We start from the raw sequence: 16,177 nt of genomic DNA, 5'->3' as shown, positions 1-16,177 counted from the left end.
GAGAAAAAAATGTTTTCTCTTTTCGCTTGGCTTTTGTTCAGTTTTCAAAGAACTATTTGCGTCACTTCGTTAGCGACATTTATTATCATAACATAACGATTGGTTCTGCGCAACTACTTTTTAAAAAAGATATTCCGCAACATTTTAATGATAAGTCGTTTACAGCGACAAGTAATAATATATCACAATTAATAATTCTGCGCAATACTTAATTTAAAATTATATTTTTGCGGCTAGATTTAATAATCTACCATACCCCAAGCCTATATTCAAGTAAAACATTCAGCCCATAAAAAGATTCTCACAATAGAATATTGCCGCAAAGATTACATAGCCCCTTTTAGATTACTGTAGATTATAGAAAGGACCAAATAAAGCAGCTCCTTTCTATAATCTTTATTTATCTAATTTAATTTTTCTACTATTGAAATTCCACTGGGTTTATAATGAACTTTGATATTGGTCATACATTCTGTTGCGCCAGAATTAATCCCAACTTGTTGGGCTTTTTGAATTAATGTAAAAACATCGTGTAAGTTCCCTTCTACCACCGTTTCCATTGGACCTACCTTAAAGTTCAGGCCAGATTCTTCTACAACCTTAATGATTTCCGATATCATTCCATCTGTGTTCATATCTCTTCCGTTAGGTAGAATTTGAAATCCAGCAGTTACTGTTGTAGACATTTACCAATCATCCTTTCTATAAAATCTATTTGTTTACAACTTTCTTCATATCTTTTATATCCTTGTTAAACTTTTTTTCAATTTCCTTAATTTCATTTTCCACTACCTGCCTGATCTCACGCCCGGCATCCGCCTCTTGTTCCATTAAATCTCTTATGATCCCTCTTAAAGACTCAGTAGTAGTTTTAGATTCCTTATCATTAAGTAATTGTCTAATCTCATTCATGACGTTTTCACTTTTTTTCTTGACCGTTCGTGAGACGTTTTCAGAACCTTCATTAATAATTCCCGATAACTCTTCCAGTTTAATTCTTAACTCTTTTGAAACATCTTCTGTTTTATTCCATCCATCTAATACCTGATTACTAATATCTTCTCTTAGTTCTTCTCCTGATTTTGGAGCCGTAAGTAATGCAGCTGTTGCTCCAACTACCCCACCAACGACAGTACCCATTGCGACACTTTTTTGATTTTTCATACCAACAACTCCTTTTTTGATTCTACTATTTTCTTACCCGCTCTACTTAACATAAAACATTTACCAGAGAAAACAGTCTGTAATGTTGGATTATTAAATGATGAAACCCTTCCTAGAAGTAAAAAATTGAAGACACAAAAAAATGGATCTCTTCAACCAAATCACTGATTGAGGAAATCCATCTAATTTATAAATTCAATTGATTTAGCACGTCTCGAAGTTTAACCATTTCTTCTGTTGTTAATGTTAATCCTTTTCCCATTTTCTCATGATCTGGTGCCCAATCTCTAATATCATATTTTGCATCGCGCCCATTCCAGCTAATTAAATTTACTTCTTTACTCCAACCTTTTGCGTTTTCAGATAATACACCAACCGTTTCCACAATTTCATATTTTATTTCGGCCATCTCCAACAACTCCTCACTTTTCTTTCTATCATATCTTAAACGATAGGAAAATTAAGCTATTTTTTTTCTTTATCATATCTTTTTTCCATCAGATACTGATATGTCCAGATGTTCAGATAAAGCCAAATTCCACTTAATAGAAAAGCACCTATAATATCACTAGGATAATGCACTCTTAAATAAATTCGACTAAAACCAATGATTATGATCATTAAAGAACTAAATAAAATAAGCATAGTCCTTCCGCGAACCGTTTTAATATGCCTCCAAAATAAAAAGACGATAATTCCATAAAGCGTTACAGCTGCCATTGTATGTCCACTAGGATAACTAAAGCCTGTCTCTTTCACAATTTGTTCTAGTGGACGGTCTCGTTTAAACAAAAACTTAAGTCCCTGATTTATTCCGGTTGACCCTAATGAAGCAATCACAAATAATACAACCTCATCAAATTTACGATACAATATGTAAATAATAATTAAAAACATACATGAAATCACAATGACCGGTCCTGTCGACCCTAAATGGCTAAAGAACAACATTACTTTTGTTAAAGCAGGTGTTTCAATCGTTTTAACCCAATTTATCGCATGTTCATCAAATGGAAGTACCTTCCCATTTGATACTAAATAGGTTGTAGAAATAAAACCTATCAGGGGCAAAAGAAGAAAAAAAACAAACATCCATCCTAACTTTCGCTTCATTATTTATCCCTCGTCCCAATAAGATTGTCTAATTTTTATCTTCCTCCTTAAAATGGTTTGTATGCATCCGAATATGTAATCTTCTCTTAAGTAAAAAGAGGTCGTCCTAAAAAGTCTTTTTAGACTTTTATAGGACGACCTCTTTTTAACTACTCAACAATATTAACAAATATTTCTTCTAAAGATGGTGCTTCTTCAATTAAATTATATTCAAGCATCCAATCAATCGTTTCCTGCCACGAAGTTGCTTCTTGACTTCCAAAACCTACATCTGACTCCATCTTAGGTAGAAGAATTTCTAAACTTTCTTTTTCTACTTCTTCAATCAATGGAAAATTTGCCTCGTCTTGGTTTGTTAATAAAATATTTAATGCTTCTTCAGGATTGTCTCTCATAAATTCATAGCCTTTGGTAGCACCGCGCCAGAACGCTCTTATCTCTTCTTCCTGCACTTCCCAATTTTGATCATTTGTTACGATTACTAATTCATAAAAACTCGGGACACCGAAATCAACTGGATTAAAGTAACGTGTGTCGTGGCCTTGATGAGTTAAAACAGGAACTTCATGATTAATATAAGCACCTGAAACAGCATCAACTCTACCACTTACAATGGAAGAACCTAATTCAAAGCCAATATCAATCATTTGAACTTGCTCAGAATCACCTCCATCAGTTTGAACCATTGTTTTAATTAAAGCTTCATTTACTGGAATGCCAGGATAACCTACTGTTTTACCTTCAAGATCTTTCGGGCTTTGAATGTCACTATCTTCCATAAAAATAACATGATTTAAAGGAGAACGGACAATAGCTCCAATTGACTTTACAGGAACACCTTGAGTCGCACGTGCTGTTACTACATCTGGCTGATATGTAATACCAAGTGTAATTTGACCAGCTGCGGCTAAATTAATAGGATCAGTAGGATTCGCAGGAAATTGAATGTTAACTTTTACACCTTCTTCTTCAAAATAACCCTTCTCTTGTGCCACATACAAATAGCTATGTACTGCATTAGGATACCAATCTAACATAATATCAATTTCAGTTAATTCCACATTTTCTTCCACGACGGGCTCTGGTGTTTCCGTTTCTGGAGAGGCCTGTTCTTCTTCACCTTCTCCACCACACGCTACTAAACCTGCCAATACAAAAGCACTTACACTAGCTGTTAACCACTTCTTCATTCTATTCTCCTCCACTTTAACGATATTTTTTCTAATATAACAACAAGCAAGAATAAGCTAATTCCTACCGCTGACAATAAAACAATTGGTGCAAACACACCGGCACCATCAAATTGAGTCATCATTCTCCTACTAAAATAACCAAGTCCTGATTGTGCCCCTAACCATTCACCGATTGCAGCCCCGATAACACTTAACGTAACAGCGACTTTTAAACCTGAATAAAAGTGTGGCAATGCTTGGGGTACACTCAATTTGAAGAAAATCTCTCTTTTAGTTGCTCCCATTGTTTGAAGCAATTCTCTTAATTCTTTACTACTTGATTTCAAGCCATCAAATGTGTTCACAGTGATAGGAAAAAATGTGATTAATATCGTGACAACCACTTTACTCCAAATTGAATAACCGAACCATAAAACAAAAATTGGTGCTAAAGCAATAATCGGTATCGTTTGTGAAGATATAATGATAGGATAAAACGCTTTTTCAGCAGCCTTACTTAGACTCATCCAAACAGCTAGACCGACTCCAAAAATGATAGAAAGTCCTAAACCCGTTAAAATAATCAGCAATGTAGCTGGAAGATGAACCGTAAATAAAATGGACCTGATTTCCCACAGCTTCACAACGACTTCGGTTGGCGATGGCAAAATAAACGACATTCCGATCATTCTAGCAAGCAATTCCCAAAACACTATTAATGCAATAACGACTATGGTGGGTGCAAAATATTGTTGAATCGCCCTCATGATTTCACCAGTTTTCGCAATTGATCAATTAACCGTTCTTTCACTTCAATGACTTGTGGTGTATGAATATCGCGATACTCTCGAGGTCTCCCTAGAGGAACGATTACTTCTTCAAGTGTTTCAACGGGTGTTTCCGTAAAAACGAAAATTCGATCAGATAAAAACAATGCTTCATCAACATCGTGTGTAATAAATAAAATAGTCGTTTGCCATTTCTTCCATTGGCCGAGTAACCACTCCTGCATTGACAAACGAGTGATCGCATCAAGCGCACTAAAAGGTTCATCTAACAGTAAAACATTTGATCCACTTAAGACACTCCGCAAAAAGGAGACACGTTGCTTCATACCACCAGATAAGTCCCCAGGATATTTTTGTTCGACTCCCTTAAGTCCAAACTCTTCCAGTAAATCTATTACTTTTTTATGCGCTTCTTGCTTTTTTACCCCTTTTAACTCTAGTGGCAATGAAGCGTTAGCTAAGATCGTTCGCCATGGCATCAATAAGTCCTGTTGTGGCATGTAGCCCACTTGACCATTGCGGTTACTATGCACCTTGCCATTTATTTTAATTTCACCTTCTGTTTGTTGCTCAAGTCCTGTAATCAGTCGAAACAACGTACTCTTTCCTGAACCACTCGGGCCAATTATACTAATAAATTCTCCCTCGTTTACATCAAAAGAAAGGGATCGAAGAATTTGATCAGTCTGACCTTTCTTTTCTTTATAGGTAAAACTTACATTTTCAAACTGTAAAGATTTATCAAGCATCAGTTGGCCACATCTCTTGGTTATAAGACATATCCCAAAACATAAATTCAAAGCGAGTTGTATTCAAGAAAATTTCCTCAAGTTTTTCAAGCTCTGATTCTGGTTTTCCTTCTGTTAGCTCGTCTAACAAATTGATGCACCACTCTGCTAACTGTCCAAACTCAGATGAACTATACATTTGAATCCATTCACCGTAAAATTCATGGTCGCTTGCACTAGGTATTTCACTTAGTTCTTTCCCGATCTCCCAGTAGCTCCACATGCATGGAAGGACTGCTGCAACAAGGTCAGCGAGCGTTCCGTTTTGACCTACATGTAGCATGTAATGCGTGTAAGCAAGAGTAGTAGGCGAAGGCTTAGCTTTTTCAAACTCTTCCGGCTCTACGCCAAACTTTTTCGCGTACTCACGGTGAAGAGCCATCTCTTCATTTAATGTTGAATCAAGCAGTTTAGCGAATTTGCCCATTGTTTCGATGTTTTCAGCTTTCATCGCTCCTAAAGCAAACAATTTGGCATAATCTATTAAATACAAATAATCTTGTATCATAAAAAAACGAAATTTCTCACGGTCCAAAGTACCGTCGCCAATTCCTCTAACGAAAGGATGGGCATGATTCTTCCTCCAAATTGGCTGTAATTCTTGATATAAACGTTCACTAAATTTCATTGTTAGTCACCTCATTTAGTTTCTTTTCGTTCATTTGTCCATTCATAAACAAACAACATAAGTGTCTTCGTATATTCAATTAACTGCTTGATTGGAACCTGTTCATTTACTGAGTGAGCATTTAATAAATTTCCTGGCCCGTAAATGACAGTAGGTATGCCCGCTTCCCCTAACCAACCACCATCCGTTACAGTCGGTGATACATCCACAATTGCTTGTTGGCCAGTTACTTCTTGATGTTTATTCGCTAAGAGTTGAACTCCTAAATTTTCAGGATCAATTTCTAGTGATGGGAAAATCTCTCCTCGATCTTCAATCATAGAAGTTCCACCCCATTGGAAACTCGGTGGATTTTCTCTTAACCAAACATCACTTTCTGCTACTTTCAATAAATGTTCTTCAATTTCCTTGGCAACTTGTTCATGGGTTTCATTAGGGTAAAAGTGTACGGTAATCCAAAGTCTACATTCATCAGCTATAAAAGCAGCATGTCTTCCACCTTCAATCACTGCTGGATTAATCGTATTTGCACCTGGAGGAAATCCAGGATAACTCTTTGTTACAGCCCAATGACGCTCTAATTCTTGAAGACCTTGTATAAGTTTCATCATTTTTTCAATTGCACTTGCCGCATACAAGTTTCCACCAGCATGAATCATATTTTTTCTAGTAGCATCATGATGTGTTTGTTTGCTTTTCACTGTTACCCAACCAGTAATGACTCCACCCTGTCCTTGTATATGTAAATCACTCGTATCAACCACTACGGCAAAATCAGCTGTACTTCCTCTTTTGCAACATTGTAGCGTGCCCGCTTCACCAACTTCTTCTCCAATAACGGATTGGAAAATTAAATCCCCCTTCAATGTAACTCCTGCTTCAGAAAGTAACTTAATGGCAAACAACGCACCAGCTAATCCGCCTTTCATATCAGCTGCGCCTCTTCCAATCACAACTCCATCACGTACAATCGGAGTAAATGGATCCACTTCCCACTGCTCATCTTCAGCTACCTCAGCTACATCAACATGTCCATTAATAATTAAACTTTTATAATTAGCACGTTCACTTCCTCTTAGCAGGCCAACTACATTTGGATCATTCGGGTAGACATCCCACTGATCTATTGAAAATCCAAACTTTTCTAATTCAGCAGCTATAAAATCTTGTGCCTTTTTTGTGTTTCTAGCTGGTGGTGCGGGTGTTTCAAATGAAATAAGAGTTTTCAATAAATCAATCATTTCATCCTGACGTTCATCAACTTGTTTAAGAATGGATTCTAATGCGACCACTTTATATCTCTCCTTGAATCAAATAAAAAACCACTTCTAAAAAAGAAGTGGTTGATTTCGAAAAAGACTAATTATACAAAATAGTTTTGAATAATTGAATTTAACTAACACTTCTTCCCTACGCTAGTACGAACTAGATCAGGTGTTAAGGGTTGAGACGGATCATCTCTCTCAGCTTTACAGCACCCCTAGCAGTGATAACTCATTTAATTTTTTTACTCACAATCTTATTTGTAACATATCATTAGAGTAACTTCAATCATTAACTGAGTATAAGATCATTATTTTAAGGTTCCTTTTCTTAAAATAATAGATCACAACATGAATCAATAGATAAAAGCCTATTTCCGCCATAATATGTGACCTTTTTAAATTTAGGCGAATATAGTACTTTGACATATTCAAGTTTAGGAGACAGACGAATGATTAAAATCCACCAGGGAAACTCCCTCAAATTAGAACCCTCTGACTGTAATATTGTTATTGATGTTATTCGGGCTTTCACCGTCGCACATTATGCATTTTTAAACGGCGCAAAAAGAATTCTACTCGTTCCAACGACAGATGAAGCATTCTCTCTAAAAAGAAAACATCCAAATTTCGTTTTAGCAGGAGAAGAACACGGGATCGGAATTCAAGGATTTGATTTTGATAACTCACCTAAACGAATTTCTAAAGAAAGGTTGGATAACTTAACCATTGTTCAAAAAACAACTAACGGAGTCCAAGCAACATTAAATAGTTTAAACACCAAACATCTATTAGTTACTGGGTATTCAAACGCAAAGTCAACTGCATCATTTGTTAAGAAAGTAATAAAGGGACGCTCATCAACTATTAACATTATCGCTTCTCATCCTACTGGTGATGATGATTTAGCTTGTGCAGAATATATAAAAGCGCTCATTCTCGAGCAAAACATCCCAGCTAATATCGAGATAGAGAAGCGGATCAAACAGTCACATGTTTGTGAGAAATTCTATGATCCCACTAATTTGCTTTTCAATAAAGCAGATATTGCCCTTTGTTCACGTGAACACCCGTCAAATTTTGTCATGAAGCTAGTTCAAGACAGTGAAATCCCAACGATTGAGAGGTTTGCCCTATGAATAGTTTGTCTACTTCCGGATTACAACTACCTAACAGGTTTAGTAAACCAAGAGCAGAAGGCCTTACGATTTTAATAGACAACGGACTTTCCCTTCAGTCTTTTAAAGATACGATTCAGAGTTCTTCAGACTTTATTGATTTTGTTAAATTTGGGTGGGGAACCTCATTGGTAACAAAGCAACTACAACAAAAAATGAATTTTTTACTTGAACATTATATTCCCTATTTTTTCGGAGGAACCCTTTTTGAAAAGTTTCTTAGCCAAAATAAAGTCGATGAATTTTATAATTATTGTAAAAAGAACCAATGCAAATACATTGAAATATCAAATGGAACCCTTGATATTAGCAACAAAGAGAAAGCAAAATTCATTACGGAGTTTAGCTCAGAATTTATTGTCTTAAGTGAAGTAGGAAGTAAAAATTGCGAAAAGTCAGATAATACCTGCACGAAAGATTGGATTGAATTTATTCAAGAAGATCTTGAAGCTGGAGCTACAAAGGTTATCACGGAAGCAAGAGAAAGTGGGACTAGTGGGATTTGTCAAAGTAATGGAGAAATGCGATACGATCTTATTGAAGAGATTCTGTCCTCATCCATCGCTATTAGGAACGTCATTTTTGAAGCACCAAATAAAAAGATGCAAACCTATTTCATTCAAAAGTTAGGTGCAAATGTTAATTTAGCTAATATTCCTTTTTCAGACCCAATATCTTTAGAGACTCTTCGCTTAGGGCTACGTTCAGACACTTTTAGTTTATTTGATTCGGAGGAATAAGAAAATGATGAGAGATCCAAATAAAATATTTCACCTTGCCATTCCATGTAAGAATTTAGATGAAACAGTTGTTTTTTACGAGAAATTAGGTTGTAAACTTGCAAGAAAATACGATGATCGAGTAACCTTTAATTTTTTTGGCGATCAAGTCGTTTGTCATCTAAGTCCTGAACATATCGACTTAACACCTAAAATGTATCCCCGCCATTTTGGCGTTACATTCACAAACAAACAAGAATTCCTTCAACTTTTAGACGAAGTTCAAAAAAATGAACTTCCATTCTTTCAGGAATTAACGAGTCGTTTTAAAGGAAAACAAGAGGAACATTTAATGTTTTTCTTAGTTGACCCTGCTAATAATTTACTTGAATTCAAATTTTACCACGATACAACAATGGCCTATTAAAAACCACGAAAAAAAGAGGTGAGCGCTCCCACCTCTTTTTCTTTATTTTAGCCCACCATATGTAAATTAGGCAGTTTTTTATTGGAATTGATTTGGATTTTGATGCATTTGATTCATGTGCATAGTGTGTGTCATCGGTTGTGTTGTTTGCATGGAGCTTGCCATTGGTTGTTGCATTTGTCCAGGGATAGAATGAGTTTGTGTTAAGCGTTGATTTTCTTGAATTAATTGATTGCACATATGTTGAAGCTGCTGAATGTGTTGACCAGCCATGCTTTCATGTTGAGCAATTTGCTGTAATTGGCTTGTGATTTGCTTTAGTTGTGATGCATGTTGCTGCTCCATTTGCGACATTTGTTGAAGCATTTGTTGCATTTGACCTGACATTGAAGATGAATTCATTGTGTTCATAGATGACATTTGGTTGTTTGAATTTTGGAACATCAGTATTTCCTCCTAGTAGTGGGTAATGTAGTACAAATATAAGATAACCCTGCTATAAAGGAAATATGTGTTAGATTTCAAATATATTTTTGCTCTTTTTTGTATTATAACTTAACAATGGTTCGACCTTTTACTTTTCCGGTTAATATCGTCTCAAGTACAGTAGGTAAGTCCTCTAAGCTTACTTCATTGACTATTTCTTCACTTAGTTGCAAAGGCTTTAAATCGCTAGCAAGCCTTTTCCATACCTGCTCTCTTACAGGCATTGGACAATAAACAGAATCAATTCCAAGCCAATTTATCCCTCTTAAAATAAATGGAAAAACTGTTGTTTGGACAGACGTTCCTCCAGTTAGACCACTATTGGCAACAGATCCACCGTACTTTATTGAAGTTAGCACATATTCAAGCGTCTTTCCACCTACTGGATCGACAGCAGCTGCAAACAATTGCTTACGTAGCACTTTCTTTTCTTCTGAAATAAGCTCTTCCCTATTTATAATTTCAGTAGCTCCGAGCTTTCTTAAGTATTCATACTCTGTTTCTTTTCCTGTACTAGCTGTTACGCGATATCCTAATTTCGCTAGCATGTCTACAGCAATGCTCCCTACTCCACCAGTTGCACCAGTAACTAGTACCGGTCCGTCTTCTGGCTTTAGACCATTTTCCTCTAACCGTTGAACAGATAACCCAGCAGTAAATCCCGCAGTTCCAAGTATCATGGCTTCTCTTAAAGTCAACCCATCAGGTAGTGCTACAACCCATTCAGCAGGTACTCTGGCTAACTCACTAAAACCACCGTCGTGTGAGACCCCCAACTCATAGCTTGTCACAATCACTTCGTCACCTTTAGAAAACCGTTCATCTTGGGATTCTATTACAGTTCCTGCTAAATCAATTCCAGGAATTAAAGGATAAGATTGAATGATTTGTTTAGGTAATGTTGCAAGCCCATCTTTATAATTTACACTTGAGTAGGCAACTTTGATTGTAACTGTCCCTGCTGCTAGTTCATCAAGAGATTTTGTTTTAACCCTCATGTCCGTTTTTCCGTCGATAAGATCTATCACAAAAGCTTTAAAATCTTCCATTAAAATCACCCTTCCCATCTTTTGAAAGCTCTCTACTATACTTATTACTTTCGCTTCTTTCGTCTATTCCCCTTCTTTTAATTGGTAGGCTTTCGTAAGGATTATTATTATAAAAGAAGTTTTTACCCATAGTGAAATGGAACGATGTGAAGACAAGTAAGCGCAAAAACAATAAAGTATTCGAAAACAGTGTTTTACCGAATAAGCACATTAGTTCATTATCTAAACAGCTTATGGCATAATAACAGCAGAAATATTGGGGAGGAGTTCATGATGAAACTCGGATATGCTTGTATTAACCTTTCACTTCCTTCAAAGTTTAGAACTTGTCGGTTAAAAACAGTCGAGAGTGAAGGTTTAGAAAAAGTAAAAGAACTAACCATTCATAATTTTCAACAAGTATTAAACAATATCTCTTGGAATAGAAGCCAAGGTATTTATTTTTATAGAATTAGCAGTGATTTAGTTCCGTTTGCCACACACGAGATTATGACCTGGGAATGGGATCGCGATCCTGACGTACTGGAGATTACAAATCAGATAAAAGATATTGCCACTAAAAATGGTATGCGCCTTACTATGCACCCTGGACAATATAGCATTTTAAATTCACCTAATCCTGAAATCGTTAGAAAAGCCATTTTAGACTTGGAATACCATAATCAAGTATTAAACCTAGTAAACGGTACCGATATGATCATCCATGTTGGCGGGGCATACGGAAACAAAGAGGAAGCAAAAAGTCGTTTTATAAAGACTTACAACACACTTTCAACAGACATCAAGTCTAAGTTACGCTTAGAAAATGACGATAAGATCTTTCATATTCAAGATGTAATTGATATTTATAAAGAAACAGGTGTTCCAATATTGTTTGATTATCACCACAATCGCTGTAACCCAACTGATGGTATCACTATTGAAGAAGCCCTAACAATTGTTTTTGAATCTTGGGAGTCCACTGGACGACCTAAAATGCATATTAGTTCAGGCCGGAACGCAGAAACAGATAGCGCCCACCATGATTTCATATTGGAACATGATTTTATAGATTTTATTCGCCTAATAGGAAATAGAGAAGCTGACATCATGTTCGAATCGAAAAGAAAAGATGAATCGGTGTTGAGAGTTTACGAATTAATTAAAAATGGAAAAATTGATCTTAACACACCTGGTGTTAAACTCGAGATGTCGCCTGCTTTCAGTTGGTAAATTGGTTTATAAATACGGTACGTGAAATTTTGGTGTAGCCTTTTCAAATAAACCAAAAAAGGAGAAAGAACGATTATTGTTTTTTCTCCTTTTAGTATATTATTGCAACCACTTATCAAAAAAATCTCGATAGCCCTCTTTCATTACTTTGCTTGAGAAGCGTTCGAATGCGTGTTCACGATTTTCACTTGAAACTTTAATCGGCACTGCTGCTGCCATATTGACTAGTTCAAACCAATTTTTTTCATTACCAGCAAATGAATGCGTTGAACTAATATGATCATAGCAAGGATGCTCAGGTTTTACGACTATTTTCCCCATTGCAAGAGCCTCAGTTAATGGCATCGCAAACGTATCAAATTTTGAGCAACTCCAATAAACTTTAGCGGAGTTCATTAACTCGAATATCTGATCTTGCGAAAGCGCAAATTGAAGTGAGACATTTTGTGGAATGTCATATTTTTTCATACTTTCCTTATAGCGTACTCCACCAAACACCATGACAACATCTTTGTCCGGATTTCGTTTCGCATATTCTAAAACAAGATCTGGTCTTCTATTCTCTTCATCTCTTCCGATCCAGAGTACTCTGTTATCTTTAATTTGCAAAGGGTTGTAATGTTTTTCAGCTAAAGCTTCATTGAATCCGATTGGAATTACATTTACATCTGTTACTCCAAAGTTACGGTTTAATTCTTTTTTTAGAAACTCCGTTGAAACAATTGCCTTATCAACGATCTGATAAAATGGTTTCATCATTTCATAGCCTGTTAGAGCAGGGTCTGGAAAACTATGAGGAAACAATACACTTTTTTCAATAAACATCTTTAAATAAGTAAATCCAGAAACCGTATAAATCACATGATCAATGTTATGAGAATTTATTTGATCTAAAACAATGTCATAATTCACTAAGTCACCTTTCTCATGTTCGTAGCCAGGAAGCCAATCATAGCCACTTACATGTCTTTCAGGTGAGATAAAGACAATCTCTATTCCTAATTCTGCAGCAATCCCCTTTAATCTTTCTGCAAAAACTCGAGGTCCTTGCGCTTCGGTAAATTGTATTTTCCTCATTACTAGCCCAACTTTTTTCATTGCTTTCCCTCACTCTTTCTGTTCTAGAACGTTCGTGTACAATTGTATTGTACTTTATACAGTCCGTTACTCTTTAAATCCTAGGACTAATTATGTGTGCATGTTATCGTTCAAGTATGATAAGCTTTTCTTGGTCGAATCGCTAAAAATTTATTAAAATAAAGACCACCATGAGAGAGAACTGTTTCTGCGTAAACTAGGACAATCAGTTACGCTACTACAAACCCTCTTCTTAAAACCTAACAAAAATTTAAGGTCATCAGTTGTTAAGACGATATTCAATGTCTGATTCACTTCTCTCTTATCGAAAAAAAGAGAAAGAACTTTAAAATTCAATAGTAAAGTAGCAATTATAGATGGTCAAGAGTTTGTTCCTCATTGTATGAGTTACATATGATTCGAGCAGAGTAAACATAGAAGATGAAAGGATGATTTAGGTGATTGCTGTTATTTTTGATTTGGAACTGATGAAACGTTTCAGGAAAGGACAACCTAGTGAAATTGTCGAGATCGGTGCTTGTAAAGTAGACCTAGGAACTAAGAAGATTATAGACCAGCTTCAAGTATATATATTGCCTAGTAAAGGACATATTTCAAAAAGCACCCGGAAATTAATAAAAATGAAAGAAGAAGATGTTGAAAAAGCTGTTTCTTATCAAACGGGTATTGAACTGTTCAAAGATTGGCTTGGAGATGAGCCTTATTACTTATGTTCTTGGGGCAAGGACGATCGTGCCCATTTTATCAATCAATCGGTTAGAAACAAGCTAGATTTAACTTGGTTGAAAAATTATAATGATATCCAAAGACCTATCGGTAAACTTTTATCTCAAGATATCAATAATCAGCTCGGTTTGAAAAATGCTTTAGAAATTGCCGGAATTGAATTATTAGGTAAGGCACACAGGGGTATTGATGATGCCTTAAATACAGCATCCTTATTTATTAAATTTATTGATGACATTCCATTAGAAGAAAACTCACTATCAGATAAAGAAATTCAAAATCATTATAAAAAATATAAACGTTCCCGATTTAGACATTTAGACCGTCCTTCTAGACAATCACCAAACTAACGTCACATGGTAATTTAGGGGGAAGTTGTTCAATGCCATATTTTGAAATTGGTACATTTCAAGACCGTGCTCTGTTTTTATCAATTGACCACCTGTTAGTCCTGTTTATATTTATCGTATTTGTTTTCTCTCTTTATCTTTTCAGGTCTTCGATTAAAGATCCAATTCGCTGGTTACTAATTGGTTTATTAGCAGGATCTGAAATAAGTCTCATTGTGTGGAGTCTTGCTGTAGGACAATGGGATATCCGGTTTAATCTACCCTTGCAACTTTGCACGATCAGCCTTTATTTCTGTTTGGTGATGTTGATTACTAGGAATTATTTCATCTTTGAAGTTGTTTATTTTTTCGGACTTGCTGGTGCACTACAAGCGATGCTTACACCTGACCTCTTTTACACGTTTCCACATTTTCGTTTTTTTCATTTTTTCATAGCTCATATCGCGATTATATTAGCCATTTTATTATATATGGTGTGGGTAGAAGAATTTTCGGTTTCTATGAAGTCAGTATTTAAATCAATGATTGTCTTAAATATTTTGGCTATGATTGCGTTTATTGCTAACTTAATGACAGGTGCCAATTATATGTTTTTAGCCAGAAAGCCAGCTAATCCAAGTATTCTTGATTATTTAGGACCCTACCCCTGGTATATTTTATCCCTCGAACTGCTTGCCCTTATTATGTTTATCCTTCTTTATTTACCCTTTCGAAAACAGGCTAAGCAAACTACTTAGCCTGTTTCTTTAGTTGAACTATGTGATCTAATGAGATAAGGTACTATTTCATCCAAGGCAAGTGTGCTACTATGACTGATTACAATTCCATGGTCACTTAAGTGTCTTGAGAGCAATTCGTGATTGTTTGTGACAATTTGGAGAGGGTTCATATCAATATGCAAGACATTGGGATGACTTTCAAACTGCTCCGGTAAAGAAGGTACCCATAATCTTGCCCAGTTATGATGGAGTTCATCTTTTTCAGTGAATTGAATGATTTTACCCTTATCCATAACACATATATAGTCTGCGATCTGCTTTATATCCTCTAGGTTATGTGTAGCTAATAATACACTTGTATCATTTGAAGCTAGAAAGTATTGAAGATCTTCTATCATTTTTCTTCTTGAAATAAAATCTAAACCAGTAGATGGTTCATCAAGCATGAGTAAATCAGGCTTATAGGCAAGAGCAACAACAAATTCAAACTTTTTTTGGGTACCTTTAGAACACCTTTGAAGAGTCATGTTCTCATTAATTTCATATCTTCTTAACAATTGTTGATATCTTTCTTCGTTCCAACTTGGATACCAATGAGAAATAAAAGAAGCTATTTCTTTGATTTTCAGATGCGCAAAAGGTTCCATCTGATCTCCAACAAAACCAATTTTCTGTTTCGCTATGGTATCATCCTTCCTATTTTGATTAAATAATTTTATCTGACCTACATTTGGCTGTAATACATTCATTAACAATTGAAAAAATGTACTTTTACCAGAACCATTTGGACCAACGAGTGCAACAACGGTCCCTTGTTCTTGTTTAAACTCCAAAGGACCAAGTGTGAATGATTGAAAATGTTTCGCAAGCCCCTCTACACTAATAATTGAATTCACTAGTCAACATCCCCATTCATAATCTCTTTAAAAATAGACAATAATTCGCTATTTGAGTAACCTAGCTGACTCCCTTGTTCGATTGCCTTTTTTAACGAATCGTAAACCACTCTATGTTTTGCCTCTTCTTTTTCTTTTCTCTCGATCTCTTTAACAAACGTTCCCTTTCCTTGGACCGTTTGAATATAGCCTGCTGATTCAAGATTTTGATACGCTCTTCTTGTTGTAATTACACTACAAGCCAAATCACTTGCTAGAGCTCGAATAGATGGAAGTGGGTTGCCTGGTGCTAATTGTCCACCAACAATCAGTGCTTGAATTTGCGCCTCAATTTGGTGATAAATAGGTTCCCTACTTTGCTCTGAAACTCGAATTGGTAACTTCATTCCTTAACTCCTTCTC

21 protein-coding genes and 1 riboswitch are annotated in these 16,177 nt (G+C 35.8%); of the genes, 7 read left to right on the top strand and 14 right to left on the bottom strand.

Annotated elements, in window-relative coordinates; translation table 11 throughout:
* Positions 1 to 212: hypothetical protein (locus tag JCM9157_RS25510; RefSeq protein ID WP_218186565.1), on the top strand; the 212-nt coding region annotated here is incomplete at its 5' end.
* Between the two features lie 192 nt (positions 213 to 404).
* Here the strand turns inward: JCM9157_RS25510 and JCM9157_RS18965 are convergent.
* From JCM9157_RS18965 to JCM9157_RS18925, 9 genes are all read right to left on the bottom strand, one after another.
* Positions 405 to 686: a thiamine-binding protein gene (locus JCM9157_RS18965; protein WP_035667230.1), complete on the bottom strand. Its 282-nt coding sequence runs from the start codon at positions 684 to 686 to the stop codon at positions 405 to 407.
* 25 nt (positions 687 to 711) lie between these two features.
* Positions 712 to 1,164 (bottom strand): YtxH domain-containing protein, encoded by a 453-nt coding sequence (locus tag JCM9157_RS18960; protein ID WP_035667229.1) that lies wholly within the window; start codon positions 1,162 to 1,164, stop codon positions 712 to 714.
* A 187-nt stretch (positions 1,165 to 1,351) separates the two neighbouring features.
* Entirely contained in the window at positions 1,352 to 1,573 is a 222-nt protein-coding gene (locus JCM9157_RS18955; RefSeq protein ID WP_035667228.1) for a YdbC family protein, read from the bottom strand.
* Between the two features lie 56 nt (positions 1,574 to 1,629).
* Positions 1,630 to 2,277 carry a phosphatase PAP2 family protein gene (locus tag JCM9157_RS18950; protein ID WP_035667227.1) on the bottom strand — a complete coding sequence of 216 codons (648 nt, stop codon included), beginning with the start codon at positions 2,275 to 2,277 and terminating at the stop codon, positions 1,630 to 1,632.
* Positions 2,278 to 2,426: 149 nt separating this feature from the next.
* The gene (locus JCM9157_RS18945) at positions 2,427 to 3,467 is read right to left on the bottom strand and encodes an ABC transporter substrate-binding protein (RefSeq protein WP_035667226.1); all 1,041 of its coding nucleotides are present in this window, start codon (positions 3,465 to 3,467) and stop codon (positions 2,427 to 2,429) included.
* On the bottom strand, positions 3,464 to 4,216 hold the full coding sequence (locus JCM9157_RS18940; RefSeq protein ID WP_173401263.1) for an ABC transporter permease: 753 nt from the start codon (positions 4,214 to 4,216) through the stop codon (positions 3,464 to 3,466). Before JCM9157_RS18940 ends, JCM9157_RS18945 begins: the two co-directional genes overlap by 4 nt.
* Positions 4,213 to 4,986, bottom strand: coding sequence for an ABC transporter ATP-binding protein (locus JCM9157_RS18935; RefSeq protein ID WP_035667224.1), 774 nt, complete (start codon positions 4,984 to 4,986; stop codon positions 4,213 to 4,215). Before JCM9157_RS18935 ends, JCM9157_RS18940 begins: the two co-directional genes overlap by 4 nt.
* The gene (gene tenA, locus JCM9157_RS18930; RefSeq protein WP_035667222.1) at positions 4,979 to 5,653 is read right to left on the bottom strand and encodes a thiaminase II; all 675 of its coding nucleotides are present in this window, start codon (positions 5,651 to 5,653) and stop codon (positions 4,979 to 4,981) included. Before tenA ends, JCM9157_RS18935 begins: the two co-directional genes overlap by 8 nt.
* Before the next feature lie 11 nt (positions 5,654 to 5,664).
* Entirely contained in the window at positions 5,665 to 6,945 is a 1,281-nt protein-coding gene (locus JCM9157_RS18925; protein ID WP_035667220.1) for an acetylornithine deacetylase, read from the bottom strand.
* 98 nt (positions 6,946 to 7,043) lie between these two features.
* A riboswitch (TPP riboswitch) is annotated at positions 7,044 to 7,145 on the bottom strand.
* A 222-nt stretch (positions 7,146 to 7,367) separates the two neighbouring features.
* Between JCM9157_RS18925 and JCM9157_RS18920 the strand changes: the two genes are divergently transcribed.
* Genes JCM9157_RS18920 through JCM9157_RS18910 form a run of 3 tightly spaced genes read left to right on the top strand, consistent with a single transcriptional unit; the run spans position 7,368 to position 9,239 of the window.
* Positions 7,368 to 8,054, top strand: a complete 687-nt coding sequence (locus tag JCM9157_RS18920) for a 2-phosphosulfolactate phosphatase (protein WP_035667218.1) — start codon at positions 7,368 to 7,370, stop codon at positions 8,052 to 8,054.
* A gap of 5 nt (positions 8,055 to 8,059) precedes the next feature.
* The gene (locus tag JCM9157_RS18915) at positions 8,060 to 8,833 is read left to right on the top strand and encodes a phosphosulfolactate synthase (protein WP_439644355.1); all 774 of its coding nucleotides are present in this window, start codon (positions 8,060 to 8,062) and stop codon (positions 8,831 to 8,833) included.
* Positions 8,834 to 8,840: 7 nt separating this feature from the next.
* Positions 8,841 to 9,239 (top strand): VOC family protein, encoded by a 399-nt coding sequence (locus JCM9157_RS18910; RefSeq protein WP_035667234.1) that lies wholly within the window; start codon positions 8,841 to 8,843, stop codon positions 9,237 to 9,239.
* Positions 9,240 to 9,317: 78 nt separating this feature from the next.
* Here JCM9157_RS18910 and JCM9157_RS18905 read toward each other — a convergent pair whose 3' ends face one another.
* Positions 9,318 to 9,683: a hypothetical protein gene (locus JCM9157_RS18905; RefSeq protein ID WP_035667214.1), complete on the bottom strand. Its 366-nt coding sequence runs from the start codon at positions 9,681 to 9,683 to the stop codon at positions 9,318 to 9,320.
* Positions 9,684 to 9,787: 104 nt separating this feature from the next.
* Positions 9,788 to 10,774: an NADPH:quinone oxidoreductase family protein gene (locus JCM9157_RS18900; protein ID WP_035667211.1), complete on the bottom strand. Its 987-nt coding sequence runs from the start codon at positions 10,772 to 10,774 to the stop codon at positions 9,788 to 9,790.
* A gap of 270 nt (positions 10,775 to 11,044) precedes the next feature.
* Between JCM9157_RS18900 and uvsE the strand changes: the two genes are divergently transcribed.
* Entirely contained in the window at positions 11,045 to 11,986 is a 942-nt protein-coding gene (uvsE, locus tag JCM9157_RS18895; RefSeq protein WP_235715051.1) for a UV DNA damage repair endonuclease UvsE, read from the top strand.
* A gap of 99 nt (positions 11,987 to 12,085) precedes the next feature.
* On the opposite strand, the gene JCM9157_RS18890 is transcribed toward uvsE, so the two are convergent.
* Positions 12,086 to 13,084: a glycosyltransferase gene (locus tag JCM9157_RS18890; RefSeq protein WP_035667208.1), complete on the bottom strand. Its 999-nt coding sequence runs from the start codon at positions 13,082 to 13,084 to the stop codon at positions 12,086 to 12,088.
* A gap of 437 nt (positions 13,085 to 13,521) precedes the next feature.
* Between JCM9157_RS18890 and JCM9157_RS18885 the strand changes: the two genes are divergently transcribed.
* On the top strand, positions 13,522 to 14,160 hold the full coding sequence (locus JCM9157_RS18885) for a 3'-5' exonuclease (RefSeq protein ID WP_052013262.1): 639 nt from the start codon (positions 13,522 to 13,524) through the stop codon (positions 14,158 to 14,160).
* 32 nt (positions 14,161 to 14,192) lie between these two features.
* Positions 14,193 to 14,897, top strand: coding sequence for a YwaF family protein (locus JCM9157_RS18880; RefSeq protein ID WP_052013261.1), 705 nt, complete (start codon positions 14,193 to 14,195; stop codon positions 14,895 to 14,897).
* Here the strand turns inward: JCM9157_RS18880 and JCM9157_RS18875 are convergent.
* Entirely contained in the window at positions 14,894 to 15,775 is an 882-nt protein-coding gene (locus JCM9157_RS18875; protein WP_035667206.1) for an ATP-binding cassette domain-containing protein, read from the bottom strand. The genes JCM9157_RS18880 and JCM9157_RS18875 overlap by 4 nt on opposite strands.
* Complete coding sequence (locus tag JCM9157_RS18870; protein WP_035667203.1) at positions 15,775 to 16,161, bottom strand: GntR family transcriptional regulator; 387 nt, start codon at positions 16,159 to 16,161, stop codon at positions 15,775 to 15,777. The genes JCM9157_RS18875 and JCM9157_RS18870 overlap by 1 nt, the downstream gene beginning before the upstream one ends.
* Positions 16,162 to 16,177: the final 16 nt, after the last annotated feature.

Origin of the sequence: Halalkalibacter akibai JCM 9157 (assembly GCF_000513135.1) — a bacterium.
Classification (GTDB): Bacteria; Bacillota; Bacilli; order Bacillales; family Bacillaceae_D; genus Halalkalibacter; species Halalkalibacter akibai.
Note: the sequence above shows the minus strand (reverse complement) of the source record. Positions and strands in the feature narration are given on the sequence as shown.

Coding starts and splice junctions, on each gene's coding strand:
- JCM9157_RS18965 (WP_035667230.1), bottom strand. CDS start 686: ATGTCTACAACAGTAACTGCTGGATTTCAAATTCTACCTAACGGAAGA.
- JCM9157_RS18960 (WP_035667229.1), bottom strand. CDS start 1,164: ATGAAAAATCAAAAAAGTGTCGCAATGGGTACTGTCGTTGGTGGGGTA.
- JCM9157_RS18955 (WP_035667228.1), bottom strand. CDS start 1,573: ATGGCCGAAATAAAATATGAAATTGTGGAAACGGTTGGTGTATTATCT.
- JCM9157_RS18950 (WP_035667227.1), bottom strand. CDS start 2,277: ATGAAGCGAAAGTTAGGATGGATGTTTGTTTTTTTTCTTCTTTTGCCC.
- JCM9157_RS18945 (WP_035667226.1), bottom strand. CDS start 3,467: ATGAAGAAGTGGTTAACAGCTAGTGTAAGTGCTTTTGTATTGGCAGGT.
- JCM9157_RS18940 (WP_173401263.1), bottom strand. CDS start 4,216: ATGAGGGCGATTCAACAATATTTTGCACCCACCATAGTCGTTATTGCA.
- JCM9157_RS18935 (WP_035667224.1), bottom strand. CDS start 4,986: ATGCTTGATAAATCTTTACAGTTTGAAAATGTAAGTTTTACCTATAAA.
- tenA (WP_035667222.1), bottom strand. CDS start 5,653: ATGAAATTTAGTGAACGTTTATATCAAGAATTACAGCCAATTTGGAGG.
- JCM9157_RS18920 (WP_035667218.1), top strand. CDS start 7,368: ATGATTAAAATCCACCAGGGAAACTCCCTCAAATTAGAACCCTCTGAC.
- JCM9157_RS18910 (WP_035667234.1), top strand. CDS start 8,841: ATGAGAGATCCAAATAAAATATTTCACCTTGCCATTCCATGTAAGAAT.
- JCM9157_RS18905 (WP_035667214.1), bottom strand. CDS start 9,683: ATGTTCCAAAATTCAAACAACCAAATGTCATCTATGAACACAATGAAT.
- JCM9157_RS18900 (WP_035667211.1), bottom strand. CDS start 10,774: ATGGAAGATTTTAAAGCTTTTGTGATAGATCTTATCGACGGAAAAACG.
- uvsE (WP_235715051.1), top strand. CDS start 11,045: ATGATGAAACTCGGATATGCTTGTATTAACCTTTCACTTCCTTCAAAG.
- JCM9157_RS18890 (WP_035667208.1), bottom strand. CDS start 13,084: ATGAAAAAAGTTGGGCTAGTAATGAGGAAAATACAATTTACCGAAGCG.
- JCM9157_RS18880 (WP_052013261.1), top strand. CDS start 14,193: ATGCCATATTTTGAAATTGGTACATTTCAAGACCGTGCTCTGTTTTTA.
- JCM9157_RS18870 (WP_035667203.1), bottom strand. CDS start 16,161: ATGAAGTTACCAATTCGAGTTTCAGAGCAAAGTAGGGAACCTATTTAT.